The sequence below is a fragment of the Kineococcus anabasis genome (genome assembly GCF_054590795.1).
The window spans coordinates 25959-42140 of record NZ_BAAIHU010000011.1; the positions used below are offsets into that span (position 1 = coordinate 25959).

Consider the following 16182-nt stretch of genomic DNA (forward strand, 5'->3'; position numbering starts at 1 on the left):
ACGCCCTCAGAACCCGGCGACCGCGACGGAGCGGCCCACGGAGGCGGCCTGCCGCACGGCCTTCCACGGCGCGTACTCCTCGGAACCGAGGTAGGCCTCGATGGCCTCCTTGCTGTCGAACTCCACGAGGATGACCTGCGCCGGGTTCCAGCCGCCCTCCAGCGGCAGGACCTGCGGGTCGAACGCGACGACCCGGCCGCCGTGGCGCTCCAGGACCGGCAGGGCGCCGGCGGTGTACTCGCCCATCCGCCGGGCGTCGGTGGGGGTGATGTCGATGACCATGTAGGCGCTCACGGGGAGCTCCTTCCGGAGGGGCCGGCGGGTGCGCCGGCCGGTGGGTTCGGGGTGCGGCGCAGACACTGCCGCCGTCCGCGCCCGGCAGCCACACCGGCGTGCGGGTACCCCCGGCAGGGGCAGGCTGCGCCGCGGGCGGGGCGCGCATACTCCCGTCATGCAGGCGACCGAGGAGCTGGGGTCCTTCCTGACCGCGCGCCGTGCGCAGCTGCGGCCCGAGGACGCGGGGGTGGCGACGTACGGCGAGCGCCGGCGGGTGCCGGGCCTGCGCCGGGAGGAGGTGGCCCAGCTCGCCGGGGTCAGCGCCTCGTACTACCGGCGGCTGGAGCAGGGGGAGTCGCGCAACGCCTCCCCCGAGGTGCTCGACGCCCTGGCGCGCGCGCTGCGGCTGCGTCCCGACGAGCACGCCCACCTGCACGCCCTGGCGCGCCGGCCCGCCCGCCGGCCCGCCCGCCGCCCGCCGGCGGAGCAGTGCCCGCCGGCCCTGCTGGAGCTGCTGGGGGCGGTCGGGGACGTGCCGGCGGTCGTGACGGGCCGGCGGGGGGACGTGCTGGCGTGGAACGCGATGGGGCACGCGCTGTTCGCCGGTCACCTGGACCGCGCGAGCTCCTCGCGGCCGGCGGAGCGGCCGAACACGGCGCGGCTGGTGTTCCTGGACCCGCACGTGCGCGAGCTGTACGCCGACTGGCCGGGGAAGGCGCGTGCGGTCGTGGAGCACCTGCGGCTGGTGGTGGGCAACCACCCGGACGACCCGGTGCTCGCCTCCCTCATCGGGGAGCTGACGATGCGCAGCGCGGAGTTCGCGCGGCTGTGGGCGGACCACCGGGTGCGTGCCTGCGACGTCGCGACGTACGACCTGCGCCACCCGCTGGTGGGGACGCTGACGGTGACCCAGCAGACGCTGCGGCCGCTGTACGCCGCCGAGTGCGCGCTCGTGACGGCGACGGCCGCGCCGGGCTCCGCCTCGGCCGCCGCGCTGCAGCTGCTGGCGGGGCTGGTGCACGCGGGCGGTGCGGCGCGGGCCCCCGGTGCCGGCGCGTGGGCCGGCGACCGGGGTTGACCTAGACAGATCTGTCTGCCAGAGTTCGGGCACCGCCACCCGAGGAGGTGTCATGGCACGGCAGAGCACCCCGCAGCCCACCCGGGCACCGCGCGAGCGGATCCTCGCGACCGCCTCGGAGCTCTTCTACGAGCACGGCCTGCGGGGCGTGGGCATCGACCGGATCATCGCCGAGTCCGGCGTGGCCAAGGCGACCCTGTACGCGCACTTCCCCTCCAAGGACGAGCTCGCGGCGGAGTACCTGCGCCGCCGCGACGAGTTCTGGTCCGGCCGCCTGCACGCCGCGGCGGCCGCGGCCGGCGGGGACCCGCGCGCGCAGCTCCTCGGCATCTTCGACGCCGTGTCCGCGGCCTGCGCGTTCCACGGCTTCCGCGGGTGCGCCTTCGTGAACGCCATGTCGGAGAGCGAGCCGGGCAGTGCGCCGCACGCCGTGGCGACGGCCCACAAGGCCACCGTCCGGAACTGGGTGCGCGACCTCGCCGCGGCCGCCGGGGCCCGCGAGCCGGAGGTCCTCGCCCGCCAGCTCACCCTGCTCGTCGACGGCGCGCTCGTCGGCGGGCGCTTCGAGGAGGACCCCTCCGCGCTCGCCGCCTCCGCGGCGCGCGCCGCGGCCTCGCTCGTCGACGCGGCCTGCTCCCCCCGCTGAACCCCCGACCCCTCCCACCTGCGCCGAGCCCCACCGTCATCAGACAGACCTTTCTGTACAGGAGGATCCCGTGTCCGTTCCCCACACCCTCGTCGTCGTCGGCCACCCCGACCTCGCCACCTCCCGCGTCCACCGCGCGCTCGCCGACGAGGCCGCCGCGCACCCCGGCGTCACCGTCCACGACCTCGGCGCCCTCGCCCCGCGGGGCGGCCCGGACGTGGAGACCGAGAAGGAGCTGCTGCGGGCGCACGAGCGCGTCGTCCTGCAGTTCCCCGTCCACTGGTTCGGCGTCCCCGCCCTGCTCAAGCAGTGGATCGACACCTCCCTCGCCTTCGGCTTCGCCTACGGCCCGGGCGGGGACGCGCTGCAGGGCAAGACCCTGCACGCCGTCCTGTCCACGGGCATGCCCGCCGCGGACTACTCCCCCGGCGGGCGCGCCACGCGCTCCCTGGACGACCTGCTCTCCCCGCTCAGCGCCACGGCGGAGTTCACCGGCATGCGCTGGGCCGCCCCGCTCGTCCTGCACGGCACCCGGTGGCTGACCGACGAGCAGCTGGCCCGGCACGTCGCGGACTACGCCGCGCTCCTCGACGAGCAGCCCGCCCTCGCCGCCTGAGGCCCCGCACCGACCCCCGCACGACCCCCCGCACCGACCCCCCTGCACCGACCCCTGCAAGACCGACCGAGGAACCCGAGGAGCCGACATGTCCACCACCCGCCGTTCCGTCAGCACCGCACTGCTCGCCGGGGCCGCCGGCGTGATCGCCGCCCCCACCGCCGCCACGGCCGCCACCCCCGCCCGGCGGCCCGGGCGGCGCGGCCCCGCCACCCGGGAGAGGGCCAACACCGAGGCGGCCGTCGCCCTGCTCGTGGGGGCCTTCAGCGACCACGACCCGCGCACCGCCGCGCTGCGGTACATCGACCCGCACACCTACGTCCAGCACAACCCGCTGTACGGCAACGGCCGCGACGCCTTCATCGAGGGCATCTCGCACTTCGTGGCGCAGTTCCCGCAGTCCTCGGTGACCGTGCGGCGCACCGTCGCGCAGGACGACCTCGTGGTGGTGCAGACCCTCTTCCGCACCTCCCCGCAGGACCGCGGCACCGCCGTCAGCGACACCTTCCGGTTCAACCGGGAGGGCAGGATCGTCGAGCACTGGGACGTCCTGCAGCCCATCGCCGACAGCACCGTCAACGGGAACCCGCAGATCTGAGGCCCGCCCGGCCGGGCCACCGGCGGCACCGCGCACCGGACCACCACCGCTCCCCGGGGGGGCGGTGGTGGTCCCACTCCTGCGGAGCACCGTCCGGGGCGGCGACTGGACACCCACCGCCGGGAGCCGGTAGGCAGAGCGGCGGCCACCGCGCGGTGGCGGGAAGAGGTGCGGGGTGGGAGCGGATCGGCCGGTGCGGCGGCGCTCGCGGATGGTGACGCTGTCGGTGACGGGGGTGCTCGTCGCCACGTCGCTGGCGGCGTGCGGCGACTCCGAGGAGGAGGACCCCGACTACGCGGCCGTCTGCGTCGACGAGGAGACGCAGGAGCGCGTCGACGACGACCGGTGCGACGACGACGACGACCGCGGCGGCTACGTCGGCGGTTTCGGCTGGTTCTTCTTCTCGCGCGGCTCCTTCGCCCCGGCCATCGGGCAGCGGGTCAGCGGCGGCACCATGATGCCGCCGGGCAACGCGAAGGTGGTGCGCGGCGGCGTCCCGGCCAAGGGCGCCACCATCTCCCGCGGCGGCCTCGGCGGGGGCAGCGGCGACAGCGTGGGCGGCTGATGCGCCGCCTCGCCTCCTCCCCGCGCCCGGACTGGCGCCGCACGGTGGAGTCGCAGGGCCTGGCGTACGCGGTCGGCCGGGACGAGGGCTCCGGCGTCCCGCGGCCCTACTGGGACGAGAGCGCCACCTACGTCTTCACCGGGGACGAGGCGGACGTGCTGGAGGCGGCCACCGAGGAACTGCACGCGATGTCGCTCACCGCGGCGCGGCGCATCCTCTCCGACGAGCGGCTGCTGGCCTCCCTGGCGCTGCCCGCCCACGCGGTGCCCATGCTGCGCCGCAGCATCGACGCCGGCGGCCCCTCGATCTACGGGCGCCTCGACCTCGCCTACGACGGCAGCGCCCCGCCGCTGCTGCTGGAGTACAACGCGGACACGCCCACCTCGCTGGTGGAGTCCTCCGTGGTGCAGTGGTACTGGCTGGAGGACCTCCACCCCGACCGCGACCAGTTCAACATGATCCACGAGCGGCTCGTGCAGGGCTGGCAGCAGCAGCTCGTCGGCCGCGCCGGCCGCACCGTGCACTTCGCCGCCGGGCAGACCGAACCCACGGAGGACTGGCTCACCGTCGCCTACCTGCGCGACACCGCGCGCGAGGCGGGGTTCCGCGACAAGGGCCTGCGCATGGAGGACATCGGCTGGTGGCAGGAGGCCCGCCGCTTCGTCGACACCGACGGGGAGCCCATCGAGGTCTGCTTCAAGCTCTACCCGTGGGAGTGGATGGTCGCCGAGCGGTTCGGCCCGCTGCTGGACGACCCCTCCGCGGGGGTGGCGTGGATCGAGCCGATGTGGAAGATGCTGCTGTCCTCCAAGACGCTGCTCGTGGCGCTGTGGGAGGAGTTCCCGGGCCACCCCATGCTGCTGCCCGCCTGGCTGGAGGAACCGGCTCCGGGTTCGGCGGAGGCACGGCACGGCTACGTCAGCAAACCCGTCTTCGGCTGGGAGGGTGCGGGGGTCCGCATCGTGACCGGCGGGAGGGTCGAGGAGACCCCCGCGCGGCACACCCGCGGTCAGCACCTCGTCCACCAGCGCTACACCGAGCTACCGGTCCTGGACGGCAACCACGCCGTCGTCGGCAGCTGGGTCGTGGGCGGCCACGCCGCCGGGATCGGGGTGCGGGAGTCCACCTCCCGCATCACGGACCTGTCCGCGAGGTTCGTCCCGCACCACCTGGACGCCCCCCGCTCCACGCCCGAGCAGGTCAGCGCCTGGCTCGGCACCTGAACCGACCGGGACCGACCCCGACCGACCCCGACCGACAACCCGATGGAGGACCCTCCCGTGCTCGCCAGCCTCGGCTACGCCACCGCCTACTCCCTGCTCGGTGCGCTGCTCCTCGCGGTGGGGTTCGTGGTCCTCGACGTCCTGACCCCCGGCAAGCTCGCGCACCACGTGTGGGTGGAGCGGTCCATGAACGCCGCCGTCGTCGTCTCCGCCGGGTTCCTCGGCCTCGGGCTCGTCGTGTTCACGGCGATCTGGACCAACGGGGAGGCCGGCCTCGGCACGGCGCTGGCCTGGACGGCGGCCTTCGGGCTGCTGGGCGTGCTGCTGCAGGCCCTGGCGGGGGTGGCGCTGGAACTGCTGACCCCGGGGCGGATGCGTGACGTGCTCGTGCAGCGGGAGCTGCACCCGGGCAGCCTCGTCGTGGCGTCCGCGCAGCTCGCCGTCTCGCTCGTGGTGGCGGCCTCGATCTGGTGAACCCGCGCGCGGCGCGAGCGTGCCCTCCACCCCGGCCGGGGTGGAGGGCANCGCGCCGGGGCGGCCCGCGGCCGGGCCCGGCGCCGGGGTCAGCGCGCGGGGCGGAACGCCCGCAGCGCCGGCAGGGCGGCACCGGAGCGGTCGAACATGGTGAGGTTGTCGTTCGGGTTGCCCTGCCCCGGGGTCCAGCCCACGCCGGGCAGCCACTCCGGCTCCCAGGCGAAGAACCCGAGCCCGCGGCCGCCGGGGACGTCGAGCAGGACCTGGCGCAGCGTCTCGAAGAACGCGGCCTGACCCTGTGGCGTCGGGGGGTACGTCGCGGCGTCGGGGAGCTGGGCGAGGTCCTTGATGAGGTTCTCCAGGTCGTCCCCGTTCCCCAGCGTCCACGGGTAGGCGGTCTCGACGACGACGACGTCCTTGCCGTAGCGCTGCACGCTGTCGGTGAGGTTCGCCGCGAGGTCGGCGACGGAACCGTGCCAGAACGGGTAGTAGGACTGTCCGATCACGTCGAACTCGACACCGGCGGCGAGGATGTTGTCGAAGAACCAGCGGGTGTCGCCCATCTTCCCGCCGCGGTCGATGTGGACCATGGTCGGGATCCGCTTGCCCGTGGTGGTGGCGTCGTGGACGCCGGCGATCCCCGCCCCGAGCAGGGTGCTGAAACCCGACCAGTTCGGGGCACCGGAGCCGTAGATCTTGCCGAGCGGCCAGAGCATGCCCGCGGTGATCTCGTTGCCGACCTGCACCATGTCGGGCCGGGCGCCCGCGGCCTCCAGCTGCTCCAGGGTGACGCGGGTGTACCGGCGCACCGTCGCGGCCAGGGTGGGCAGGTCCTGGCCCTGCCACGCGGCGGGGATGGTCTGGTGGGCGGGGTCGGCCCAGAAGTCGGAGTAGTGGAGGTCCAGCAGGACGTTGAGGCCGGCCGTCTTCGCGCGGCGGGACATCTCGACGACGCTGTTCAGGTCGCTGTAGCCGGCGGGCGGGTTCACCCACAGGCGCAGGCGGATCCAGTTGGCGCCGTTGGCGCGCAGGACGTGCTCGATCGGGCGCACGCGGCCGCCGTCGCTGAACTCGATGCCGGCGGCCTCCAGCTGCGGGGTGAAGGAGATGTCGGCGCCGCGGATGCTCAGGGCGTGCCCGCGCCCGGAGCTGCCGGCCGCGGGACCGGCGGCGGCGGCCGGGGTCGCGCCGAGGGCGACGGCGCCCGCGGCGACGGGCAGGGCCGCGAGCAGCCCGCGGCGGCTGAGGGGCGAACCGGTGGGGGACGGGGTGTGCTGGTCGTTCATGACGCTCCTTCGCGTGAACGGTCCGGAACGTCCCATCGCTGGGCGTCCCGGGGGCGGGCCCCCGGCTGGGACCCGGGTCAGGAGGGCTCGCCGGCCGTGGAGGCGCGCACGACGAGCGTGGTGGGGACGGTGATGGACAGCGGGGTGCGGCCCTCGACGCCCTCGGTGAGGAGACGGACCATCTCCTCGCTGATGCGCTCCAGCGGCTGGCGCACCGTCGTCAGCGGCGGGTCGAGCGTGGCCGCGAGGCCGGAGTCGTCGAAGCCCACGACCGCCACGTCCCCGGGCACCGAGCGGCCCGCCTCGCGCAGCACCGACATCGCCGCCGAGGCCATCAGGTCGGAGGCGGCGAACACCGCGTCGAGGTCACCGGCGTCCGCCAGCAGGCGCCGCATCGCCGCCGACCCGCCGTCGCAGGTCCAGTCACCCTGCGCCACGAGCCGCTCGTCCCCGGGCAGGCCGCAGGCCGACAGCGCCTCCCGGTAGCCCAGGAGGCGGTCCACGCCGCCGGAGGTGTCCAGCGGGCCGGTGATCGTGGCGATCCGGCGCCGCCCGGTGGCCACGAGGTGCTCCACCGCCGAGCGGGCCCCGACCCGGTCGTCGGCGGCCACGAAGTTGATGACGCCCTCGTAGCCCAGCACCCGCCCGCACGCCACGGTCGGGACGCCCGCGCGCACCAGGTCCCCCAGCATGGGGTCCCCGGAGTGGGAGGAGACGAGGAGCACCCCGTCGACGTGCCCGCCGGAGAGGTACTCCAGCACCCTGCGGCGCTCGCTCTCGGTCCCCGCGATCATCAGGACGAGGGTGAGCTGGCGGTCCGACAGGGCCTGCGCGACCCCCCGCAGGAGCACCGAGAAGTTCGGGTCCTCGAACAGCAGGTGCTGCGGCTCGGTCAGCAGGAACGCGATCGAGCGCGAGCGCCCCGTGGCCAGCGAGCGGGCGTGCGCGTTGGCGGTGTACCCGGTGCGCGCGATCGCCTCGCGCACCGCCCGTGCGGCCTCCGGGCTGACCCACTCGCGGCCGTTCAGGACGCGGGAGACGGTCGCGTAGGAGACGCCGGCCTCCCGCGCGACGTCGCGGATGGTGGGGCGCTTGCGCGTGCTCCCCGGCCGGACCGGCGCGGCGGGGACCGCCGGGAGCTCCGGCCGGACGGGGGCCTGCGTCACGACTTCACGGCTCCCGCGGCGAGGTCGACCTGCCAGTAGCGCTGCAGGCAGAGGAACAGGGCGACCAGCGGCAGGATCGACAGCAGCGCACCGGTGATCACCGAGGTGTACATGGCCGGCTGCTGCGCCCCCTGGTTCAGCAGGCCGTTGAGGCCCACCGTGATCGGGAACAGGCGGTCGTCGCCGAGCATGATGTACGGGAGCATGAAGTTGTTCCAGATCGCGACGAACTGGAACAGGAAGACGGTCACCAGGCCGGCCTGCATCATCGGCAGCACGATGCGGAAGAAGATGCGCCCGTCGCGCGCCCCGTCGACCCGGGCGGCCTCCAGCACGTCGTCCGGCACGGCGGCGGCGGCGAAGATGCGCGAGAGGTAGATGCCGTACGGGCTGATGATGCTCGGCAGCAGCACCGACCAGTAGGTGTTCGTCAGGTCGAACTTCGCCAGCAGCAGGTACTGGGGGATGGCGAGGATGACGCCGGGCACCAGGACGCCGGCCAGCATCACGTTGAAGACGACGTTCTTGCCGGGGAAGGCGTACTTGGCCAGGGCGAAACCGGCCATCGCCGAGACGACGGTGGACAGCAGCGCCCCCACCCCGGCGTAGAGGGCGGTGTTCAGCATCCAGCGCCAGAACAGGCCGTCGCGGTAGGCGCTGAGGTCGGCGATGTTGGCGAAGAGGCTGGTGCTCGGCGCGAAGGTGAACGTGGCGAACAGCTCCGCCGCGCTCTTGGTGGAGGCGATGAGCACCCACAGCACCGGCAGCAGGCAGTACGCGGCGCCGAGGAGCAGCAGGACCGTGACGGTGGCGCTGGAGCGGCGGGGGCGCCCCGGGGCGCTGCCGGGCCCGGAGGCGGGGGCGGCTGCGGCCGAGGGGGCGGGGGACGGGGCGGCGACGGACGTGGTCACGGTTCACCTCTCCTGGTTGAAGGCGCGCGAGCCGACGAGCTTGAGGAAGCCGAAGGAGAGCACGAAGGTGGCCAGTGCGATGAGGACGGAGGTCGCCGCCGCGGAGTACACGTCGTTGCGGACGAACGCGTCGCGGTAGACCTTCATGAGCGGCGTCCAGGTGGTGGAGATGGTGTTGCTCAGCGGGCGCAGCGTCATCGGCTCGGCGAACACCTGCAGGGTCGCGATGAGCGAGAACACGAACGTCATGATCATGGACGGGACCACGATCGGGATCTTGATGCGCAGCGCGATCTGCAGGTCGCTCGCCCCGTCGAGCCGGGCCGCCTCGTAGATGTCGCCGGGGATGGACCGCAGCGCCGTGAAGAGGACGATCATGTTGAAGCCGGTACCGCCCCACACCGCGATGTTGGCGACGGCGAACATGATGAGCTGCGAGGACATCACGTCCGGCGCGGTGATGCCCACGGCGGCCAGGACGTCGACGAACGGGCTGACGCGCGGCAGGTACAGGAAGCCCCACAGCAGCGAGGCCACGACCGCCGGCACCGCGTAGGGCAGGAAGATCGCCGTGCGCGCGAAGCCGCCCACGCGGGAGCGCTCGGAGTCCAGCAGCAGCGCCATCAGCAGCGCCAGGCCGAGCATCGCGGGGACCACGATGAAGCCGTACGCCGCGACGCGCCCCACGCTGGCGAGGAACTCCGGGTCGGCCACGGAGCGGACGTAGTTCTCCACGCCGACCCACTGCTCGGTGCGCGAGCCGGACCCGAGCCCGAGCCCCTTCACCTTCGCGGAGCGGAAGCTGAGGTACAGCGAGTAGAGGATCGGGGCGGCCAGGAACGCGACGAAGAGCACGATCGCGGGAGCCAGGAAGCCGTAGGGGGTGGCGATGCGCCCGGCGGCCCGGGAGCGGCTCCCGAGGGAGCGCGCGGCGGGGACCACGGCGGGAGCGGACCCCTGCGGCGTGGCGAGCGACGGTGCTCTGGTCGACATGTCTTGCCTTCCTGCGCTCGGCGGTGGTGTGGACGGCCGGCGGGCCGTGGGTGGACCGGGGCGGGGCGAGGGGGTCAGCCCCGCCCCGGTCCTGCTCAGGAGAGCGGGATCGACCGGTTCGCTGGAGCGGGGATCACCTGCATCACCGGAGCGGGATCACTCGGCGACGGTGAAACCGCTGTTCTTCATGTCGGCGACCGTGGTCGCCTGCATGGCCTCGACCGCGGGGACGAACCCCGCGGCCGACTTCGCCTCCGCCGCCTTGCCGAAGGCGTCCTTGTAGGCGCTGTAGGCGACGTTCACGTTCGGGCCGTAGGTGAACGGGTTGGTGACCTCGGCGGCCTGGGCTGCGATGTCGTAGAAGTCGGCCTGGTCCGCGAAGAAGGCCGGCGGCGCGGTGAGGGCGCTCGCGCGGGCGTCGGTGGCGGCGGGGTAGACGTTCGCCGTGGAGGCCAGCAGCTTGACCGCGGCGGGGTCGGTGTTCAGCCAGGTGATGAACTCGGCGGCCTGCTCGGCGTTGTCGGACTGGCTGGTCACGCTGGTGGCGGAACCGCCCCAGTTGCCGTTGGCGGGGTTCGCGGCGTCCCACTGCGGCAGGGGGGCGGCCTTCCACTTCCCCTTGGTGTCCGCGGCGTTGCCCTCCAGGACGCCGGGGCCCCAGACGGCGCCGAGCCAGGCGGCCTGGGTCCCGTCGTTGAGGGCGGCGTTCCACTCCGGCGTGTACATGGGGGTCTTGTCGATCACGCCCTCCTGCACGAGGCCGCCCCAGTACCCGGCGACCTTCTTCGTGGCCTCGGAGTCGACGTCGACCTTCCAGGACTCGCCCTCCACTCCCCACCAGGAGGCGCCGGCCTGCTGGGAGAGGCCGGTGAACCAGCCCGGGTCGGCGGCGGAGAAGGTGCCGAGGAACTTGGTCGGGTCGGCGGCGCGGAGCTTGCGGGCCGCGTCGGCGTACTCCTGCCAGGTGGTCGGGACGGCGATGCCGTGCTGCTCGAAGATGTCGGCGCGGTAGAAGAACATCATCGGGCCGGAGTCCTGCGGCACGCCGTAGACGGCGTCGGAGCCGAGGGTCACGCCCTCCCAGGCGGACTCGGGGAACTTCGCCGCGACGTCGTCGCCGACCTGCTCGGAGATGTCAGCCAGGGCGTCGGCGGCCACGAGGGTGGGGACGGCCTGGTACTCGGCCTGCATGATGTCCGGCGCGCCGCTGCCGGCCTTGACGGCGGTGAGGAGCTTGGTGACGGCGGCGTCGCCACCGTCCTGCTTGTTCACGGTGACCTGGACGTCGGGGTGGGTCTTGTTCCACTCCGCGACGACCTCGTCCATGTTGGGCGTCCACGTCCAGTAGGTCAGCTTGACGGGGCCCTCGCCGCCGCCCTCACCGGTGGAGCTGCCGCCGGAGCAGCCGGTGACGAGCAGCACTGCCGAGGCCGCGAGCGCCAGGCTCTTCGACGCCATCTTGATCTTCGGTGCCACGTTGAGACGCAAGGATCCTCCTCGATCGGCCGCCGCGTCCTCGCGACGGGCGGCGGGCAGCGTCTGAACGCCGCGCCCTGCCTGTGACCGTTTACAGTCGTGGTCACCCCGAGGCTTGTCAAGTCCCTGATCGGTTCGCCCACGAACCGTTGGATGCACTGTGCCGCCTGGGTTAGCATCCGGCCCAGGAGCCTGTAACCGATCACAGGTCAGCTGGCGCCTCTCGAGCTGCCGGCCGCAACGACGCCCCGAAGGACTCCCGTGACGACGCCCTCCTCCCCCACACCCCAGCCGCCCGTCCTGGGCCTGCGGCACCGTCCGTGGGCCACGGCGGTCACCCGCCCGGCGATGGGCGACACCGTCGACCGCGACCCCCGGGTGTCGCTCACGAACCGCTACGTCGAGCGGGACGGCCGGCCGGTGATCCCCGTCTCGGGCGAGATCCACTACAGCCGCGTCCCACGCTCCCGGTGGCGCCGGCGACTGGAGGCGATGCGGGCCGGGGGCATCACTGTCGTCTCGACCTACGTCGTGTGGATCCACCACGTGGAGCAGCGCGGCGTTCCGCTGTTCGAGGGGAACCTCGACGTCGGGGCCTTCCTGGACGAGTGCGCCGCGACCGGCCTGGACGTCGTGCTGCGCATCGGGCCCTGGTGCCACGGTGAGGTCCGCAACGGCGGCTTCCCCGACTGGGTGCAGCAGGCCCCCGTCGCGCACCGCACCGACGACCCGGCCTACCTGGAGCTGGTGCGCGAGTGGTTCGGGCAGCTCGCCGGCGCCCTCGCCGGCCGGTGCACCCCGGGCGGGCCCGTCCTCGGCATCCAGCTCGACAACGAGCTCTACGACCAGCCCGGGCACCTCGTCACCCTCAAGCGCCTGGCGCGCGAGGCCGGCATGTCCGCACCCCTGTGGACGGCGACGGCCTGGGGCGGCGCCCAGCTCCCCGAGGAGGAGGTCCTCCCCCTCTACGGCGGGTACGGCGACGGTTTCTGGGTGGACGCCGACCAGCCGTGGGACCCCAGCTTCCGGGACCACTTCTTCTTCTCGCACGTCTGGGACGACCCGGGCATCGGCGCCGACCTGCGCGGGCGCGACGCGACGGTGGAGCCGCCCCGGGCGCCGTCCGCGCTGTTCCCGCCCGCCACGTGCGAGCTCGGCGGCGGGATGGCCACGGCGTACCACCGCCGCCCGAGGCCCGGCGCGCTCGACGTCGCCGCCGTCGCGCACTGCAAGATCGGCAACGGCTCGGCGTGGCAGGGCTACTACATGTACGCCGGCGGCACGAACCCCCCCGGCGAGCACGGCATGCAGGAATCCCACGCGACGGGGTACCCCAACGACGTCCCCCGCCTCGGCTACGACTTCCACGCCCCCGTGGGCGAGGCCGGCACCCTCGCGCCGAGCCACGCCGAGCTGCGCCGCCAGCACGCGTTCCTCGCGGCGTTCGGCCCCTCCCTGGCGCAGATGCCCTCCAGCCTCCCGGACCTGCGCCCGGCCGGGGTGGAGGACTCCACCACCCTGCGCTGGGCGGTGCGCTCCGACGGGAGCAGCGGTTTCCTGTTCGTCTCCTGGCACCAGCCGCACGTCGCCCTGGACACCTACCGCGGCGCCCGGTTCCGCGTCCGGCTGGACACCGAGGAGCTCCGGCTGCCCTCGCACCCCGTGGACGTGCCGGCCGGCACCCTGGCCCGCTGGCCGCTGAACCTGGAGCTCGGCGGCGTCCGGATCGCGTGGGCCACGGCCTCGGCGCTGACGGTGCTGCCCGGCGAGCTGCCCGGCGAGCTGCCCGGCGCGGTGCCCACCCTGGTCCTCACCGCGGAGGCGGGGATCGACGTGGAGCTCGCGGTGGACGGCGACGGCGGGCGGACGCTGCACGCCGTCGAGCCCGGCCTGGCGCCGCTGCGCGTGGACGCGGCCGGCGGGGCGCTCGACGTGCTGGTGCTGCCCGCGGACGTCGCCGCCGACGCGTGGGTGCCCGAGGGCGCCGGCGGGCGCAGGCTCCTGCTGTCCGGGGAGGAGCTGTCGTGGGACCGCGACGGGCGGGTCAGCGCGCACAGCGCCGCGGCCTTCCCGCAGGTCCTCGTCTACGACACCGCCGCGCGGGGGTTCACCGCCCTGCCGCTGGCGGCGGAGGGGAGTTCCGCCGCGGTCGTGGCCGACGCGGCGGTGGAGCCGCTCCGCCCCGCCGCCGCCACCGTGCCCGTCGTGCACGGCAAGCACGACGGGCGGCAGTCCGCCCCGGCACCGCAGGTGTTCGAGGAGATGGCCGCCGTGCTGCGCCTGACCCTCCCCGCGTGGGCGCACGAGAAGGAGCTCGACACGTACCTGCACGTCGACTGGGCCGGTGACGTCGCGGAGCTGCGCGTCGACGGGCGCGCCATGACCGACCGCTTCTGGGACGGCTCGCGCTGGACCGTCAGCCTGCGCGACGCCGGGTGCTCGGCCGGCTCGGACGTCACCCTGCACGTGCTCCCGCTGGCCACCGGTTCCACCGTCCACCTGCCCGCCGACGCCCGGGACCGGCTCGCGGGCACCGACGGGCAGCTCCTCGCCGTCGACGCCGTGCGCGTCGAGGCGCGCCGCACCTGGCGCGAGCGCGTCGCCGCCCCGTCCCCCGCCGGGGCGGGCCGCGACCGCTGACCGAACCCCCGGGCTCGCTGGGAGCCCGGGTGTTCCACCGATGGACCGATGCCTCGAAGGAGAGACATGCCCAGAGTCCTGACCGCCCTGCGTGCCGCGTTCGCCGCCTGCGCCGTCGCCGCCCCGGCGGCGCTGGCGGTGACGCCGGCCTCCGCCGCCACCCCGCTGACGATGCTGGGGGCGGACGTCTCCTCCCTGCAGCGCGCCCGCGACCTCGGCGCCCGGTACTACGACCAGAACGGCACGCTGCGCGACCCCCTGGACGTCCTGAAGGAGCGGGGCGTCAACTACTCGCGCCTGCGCGTATGGCACAACCCGAGGAGCGGCTACAACAACAAGGCCAAGGTCCTGGCCGAGGCGAAGGTCCTCAAGGCCAAGGGCCTCAAGGTCATGATCGACTTCCACTACTCCGACACGTGGGCGGACCCGGCGAAGCAGTACAAGCCCGCGGCGTGGTCGACGCACACCCTCAGCCAGCTGCAGAAGGACGTCTACGACCACACCTACGACGTGTGCACCTCGCTCAAGGCGCAGGGCACCACGCCGGACAGCGTGCAGATCGGCAACGAGATCAACGTCGGCATGCTGTGGAACGAGGGCAAGATCGCCAACAGCAACTTCGCCCCCCTGGCGGCGCTGCTGAAGTCCGGCTACAACGCCACCAAGGCGTGCAACGGCGCGACCCAGGTGATCGTCCACACCGCGCACGCCGACAGCAACACCAAGGCCCGCTGGTTCTTCGACGGGATCGCGGCCCAGGGCGTGCAGTGGGACATCACCGCCCAGTCGTACTACTGCATGTGGCACGGCTCCCTGGCCAACCTGTACGACAACCTCGTCGACCTGCGCACCCGCTACGGCAAGCCGGTGGTCGTCGTGGAGACGGCGTACATGTTCACCACGGCCGACGCCGACCACGAGGCCAACTCCATCCCGGGCGACGTGACGTGCGACGGGCAGCCCGCCACGTGGGAGGGCCAGGCCACGCAGTTCCGGTACGTGCAGAACACCGCGCGCAACGCCGGGGCGATCGGCGTCTTCTACTGGGAACCCACCTGGACCGCGATCCACGGCAACGGCTGGGACCCGGACGACATCTGGAACACCGGGGACGGCTGGGACAACATGGCCGTCTTCGACTGGAACGGGCGGGTCAACCCGCACATCCGCTGGACGCCGTGACCCGAGCGGCGCTCCCGCGCACGACGAGCGTGGTGGGCACCGTGACGGACAGCGGCCCGCGGCCCCCGACCCCCTCGGTGACCAGGCGCACCATCTCCTCGCTGATGCGCTCCAGCGGCTGGCGCACCGTCGTCAGCGGCGGCTCCAGCGTCGCGGCCAGCCCGGAGTCGTCGAAACCCACGACGGACACGTCCCGCGGGACCGACCTGCCCGCCGCGCGCAGCACGGGCAGCACCGCCGAGGCCATCAGGTCGGAGGCGACGAACACCGCGTCCAGGTCCGGCGCGGCGGCGAGCAGCTCCCGCATCGCCGCGGCGGCGCGCTCGCGGCCCCAGTCGCCCGTCGCGACGAGCGCCGGGTCGGCCCGCAGCCCGGCCCCGGCCAGGGCCTCGCGGTACCCGGCGAGCCGGTCCACCCCGCCGGAGGTGTCCTGCGGGCCGGTGATCGTGGCGATCCTGTGCCGCCCGGTGGCCAGGAGGTGCTCCACCGCCGAGCGCGCGCCGCCCCGGTCGTCCGCCGCCACGGAGGAGATCGCCGCCTCGTACCCCAGGGCCCGCCCGCAGGCCACCGCCGGCACCCCGGACTCGACGAGCCGGCCGAGGAGCGGGTCGCCCGAGTGCGAGGACACCAGCAGCACCCCGTCGACGTGGCCACCGGCGAGGTAGGCGAGGACCCGCTCCCGCTCGTCCGGCGTCGCGGCGATCATCAGCACCAGGGTGAGCTTGCGGTCCGACAGGGCCTGCGCGACCCCGCGCAGCAGCACGGAGAAGTTCGGGTCCTCGAACAGCAGGTGGTGCGGCTCGGTCAGCAGGAACGCCACGGACTCCGAGCGGCCCGTCACCAGGGAGCGGGCGTGCGCGTTGGCGGTGTACCCGGTGCGCTCGATGGCCTCGCGCACCGCGCGGGCCGCCTCCGGGCTGACCCACTCCCCGCCGTTGAGGACGCGGGAGACCGTCCCGTAGGACACCCCCGCCTCGCGCGCGACGTCACGGATCGTCGGGCGCTTGCGGGCGGGGCCCGGCACGGCTGGCACGGCCGGATCCTAGAGGGGT

Annotated in this window: 16 protein-coding genes; 9 read left to right on the forward strand and 7 right to left on the reverse strand. The window is 74.0% G+C overall.

Features of this window, described 5'->3' with window-relative positions; genetic code table 11:
* Nucleotides 1-6 precede the first annotated feature (6 nt).
* Nucleotides 7-294, reverse strand: a complete 288-nt coding sequence (locus tag ACYQBY_RS17750; protein WP_459645217.1) for a DUF1330 domain-containing protein — start codon at nt 292-294, stop codon at nt 7-9.
* Between the two features lie 157 nt (nt 295-451).
* Here ACYQBY_RS17750 and ACYQBY_RS17755 point away from each other — a divergent pair, with 157 nt between their 5' ends.
* The 7 genes from ACYQBY_RS17755 to ACYQBY_RS17785 all read left to right on the forward strand — a co-directional run bounded on the left by ACYQBY_RS17755 (nt 452) and on the right by ACYQBY_RS17785 (nt 5476).
* Nucleotides 452-1354: a helix-turn-helix domain-containing protein gene (locus ACYQBY_RS17755; protein WP_459645218.1), complete on the forward strand. Its 903-nt coding sequence runs from the start codon at nt 452-454 to the stop codon at nt 1352-1354.
* A 52-nt stretch (nt 1355-1406) separates the two neighbouring features.
* A complete protein-coding gene (locus tag ACYQBY_RS17760) occupies nt 1407-2000 on the forward strand; it encodes a TetR/AcrR family transcriptional regulator (RefSeq protein WP_459645219.1) in 594 nt (197 codons plus the stop codon).
* Nucleotides 2001-2070: 70 nt separating this feature from the next.
* Nucleotides 2071-2616 (forward strand): NAD(P)H-dependent oxidoreductase, encoded by a 546-nt coding sequence (locus tag ACYQBY_RS17765; RefSeq protein ID WP_459645220.1) that lies wholly within the window; start codon nt 2071-2073, stop codon nt 2614-2616.
* Between the two features lie 88 nt (nt 2617-2704).
* Nucleotides 2705-3214 (forward strand): nuclear transport factor 2 family protein, encoded by a 510-nt coding sequence (locus ACYQBY_RS17770; RefSeq protein WP_459645221.1) that lies wholly within the window; start codon nt 2705-2707, stop codon nt 3212-3214.
* Between the two features lie 175 nt (nt 3215-3389).
* Complete coding sequence (locus ACYQBY_RS17775; RefSeq protein ID WP_459645222.1) at nt 3390-3779, forward strand: hypothetical protein; 390 nt, start codon at nt 3390-3392, stop codon at nt 3777-3779.
* Nucleotides 3779-5002: a glutathionylspermidine synthase family protein gene (locus ACYQBY_RS17780; protein WP_459645223.1), complete on the forward strand. Its 1224-nt coding sequence runs from the start codon at nt 3779-3781 to the stop codon at nt 5000-5002. Before ACYQBY_RS17775 ends, ACYQBY_RS17780 begins: the two co-directional genes overlap by 1 nt.
* 57 nt (nt 5003-5059) lie before the next feature.
* A complete protein-coding gene (locus tag ACYQBY_RS17785) occupies nt 5060-5476 on the forward strand; it encodes a DUF350 domain-containing protein (protein ID WP_459645224.1) in 417 nt (138 codons plus the stop codon).
* 89 nt (nt 5477-5565) lie between these two features.
* On the opposite strand, the gene ACYQBY_RS17790 is transcribed toward ACYQBY_RS17785, so the two are convergent.
* The 5 genes from ACYQBY_RS17790 to ACYQBY_RS17810 all read right to left on the reverse strand — a co-directional run bounded on the left by ACYQBY_RS17790 (nt 5566) and on the right by ACYQBY_RS17810 (nt 11290).
* Nucleotides 5566-6762 carry a glycoside hydrolase family 53 protein gene (locus ACYQBY_RS17790; RefSeq protein ID WP_459645225.1) on the reverse strand — a complete coding sequence of 399 codons (1197 nt, stop codon included), beginning with the start codon at nt 6760-6762 and terminating at the stop codon, nt 5566-5568.
* A gap of 77 nt (nt 6763-6839) precedes the next feature.
* Complete coding sequence (locus ACYQBY_RS17795) at nt 6840-7928, reverse strand: LacI family DNA-binding transcriptional regulator (RefSeq protein ID WP_459645226.1); 1089 nt, start codon at nt 7926-7928, stop codon at nt 6840-6842.
* Nucleotides 7925-8725, reverse strand: a complete 801-nt coding sequence (locus ACYQBY_RS17800; RefSeq protein ID WP_459645361.1) for a carbohydrate ABC transporter permease — start codon at nt 8723-8725, stop codon at nt 7925-7927. The genes ACYQBY_RS17795 and ACYQBY_RS17800 overlap by 4 nt, the downstream gene beginning before the upstream one ends.
* Nucleotides 8726-8842: 117 nt before the next feature.
* Entirely contained in the window at nt 8843-9832 is a 990-nt protein-coding gene (locus ACYQBY_RS17805; protein ID WP_459645227.1) for a carbohydrate ABC transporter permease, read from the reverse strand.
* Between the two features lie 156 nt (nt 9833-9988).
* Entirely contained in the window at nt 9989-11290 is a 1302-nt protein-coding gene (locus ACYQBY_RS17810; protein WP_459645362.1) for an ABC transporter substrate-binding protein, read from the reverse strand.
* Nucleotides 11291-11656: 366 nt separating this feature from the next.
* On the opposite strand from ACYQBY_RS17810, the gene ACYQBY_RS17815 reads away from it, so the two are divergent.
* Together ACYQBY_RS17815 and ACYQBY_RS17820 are read left to right on the forward strand one after the other, a co-directional pair.
* A complete protein-coding gene (locus tag ACYQBY_RS17815) occupies nt 11657-13948 on the forward strand; it encodes a beta-galactosidase (RefSeq protein ID WP_459645363.1) in 2292 nt (763 codons plus the stop codon).
* A gap of 66 nt (nt 13949-14014) precedes the next feature.
* The gene (locus tag ACYQBY_RS17820; RefSeq protein WP_459645228.1) at nt 14015-15130 is read left to right on the forward strand and encodes a glycoside hydrolase family 53 protein; all 1116 of its coding nucleotides are present in this window, start codon (nt 14015-14017) and stop codon (nt 15128-15130) included.
* Here the strand turns inward: ACYQBY_RS17820 and ACYQBY_RS17825 are convergent.
* Nucleotides 15102-16163 carry a LacI family DNA-binding transcriptional regulator gene (locus tag ACYQBY_RS17825; RefSeq protein WP_459645229.1) on the reverse strand — a complete coding sequence of 354 codons (1062 nt, stop codon included), beginning with the start codon at nt 16161-16163 and terminating at the stop codon, nt 15102-15104. The two genes, ACYQBY_RS17820 and ACYQBY_RS17825, sit on opposite strands and share 29 nt — an antisense overlap.
* Nucleotides 16164-16182: the final 19 nt, after the last annotated feature.

What these genes read in the sequence shown, in the direction of transcription:
- ACYQBY_RS17755 (WP_459645218.1), top strand. Translation starts at nt 452, where the DNA reads ATGCAGGCGACCGAGGAGCTGGGGTCCTTCCTGACCGCGCGCCGTGCG.
- ACYQBY_RS17790 (WP_459645225.1), bottom strand. Translation starts at nt 6,762, where the DNA reads ATGAACGACCAGCACACCCCGTCCCCCACCGGTTCGCCCCTCAGCCGC.
- ACYQBY_RS17760 (WP_459645219.1), top strand. Translation starts at nt 1,407, where the DNA reads ATGGCACGGCAGAGCACCCCGCAGCCCACCCGGGCACCGCGCGAGCGG.
- ACYQBY_RS17820 (WP_459645228.1), top strand. Translation starts at nt 14,015, where the DNA reads ATGCCCAGAGTCCTGACCGCCCTGCGTGCCGCGTTCGCCGCCTGCGCC.
- ACYQBY_RS17780 (WP_459645223.1), top strand. Translation starts at nt 3,779, where the DNA reads ATGCGCCGCCTCGCCTCCTCCCCGCGCCCGGACTGGCGCCGCACGGTG.
- ACYQBY_RS17805 (WP_459645227.1), bottom strand. Translation starts at nt 9,832, where the DNA reads ATGTCGACCAGAGCACCGTCGCTCGCCACGCCGCAGGGGTCCGCTCCC.
- ACYQBY_RS17815 (WP_459645363.1), top strand. Translation starts at nt 11,657, where the DNA reads ATGGGCGACACCGTCGACCGCGACCCCCGGGTGTCGCTCACGAACCGC.
- ACYQBY_RS17770 (WP_459645221.1), top strand. Translation starts at nt 2,705, where the DNA reads ATGTCCACCACCCGCCGTTCCGTCAGCACCGCACTGCTCGCCGGGGCC.
- ACYQBY_RS17810 (WP_459645362.1), bottom strand. Translation starts at nt 11,290, where the DNA reads ATGGCGTCGAAGAGCCTGGCGCTCGCGGCCTCGGCAGTGCTGCTCGTC.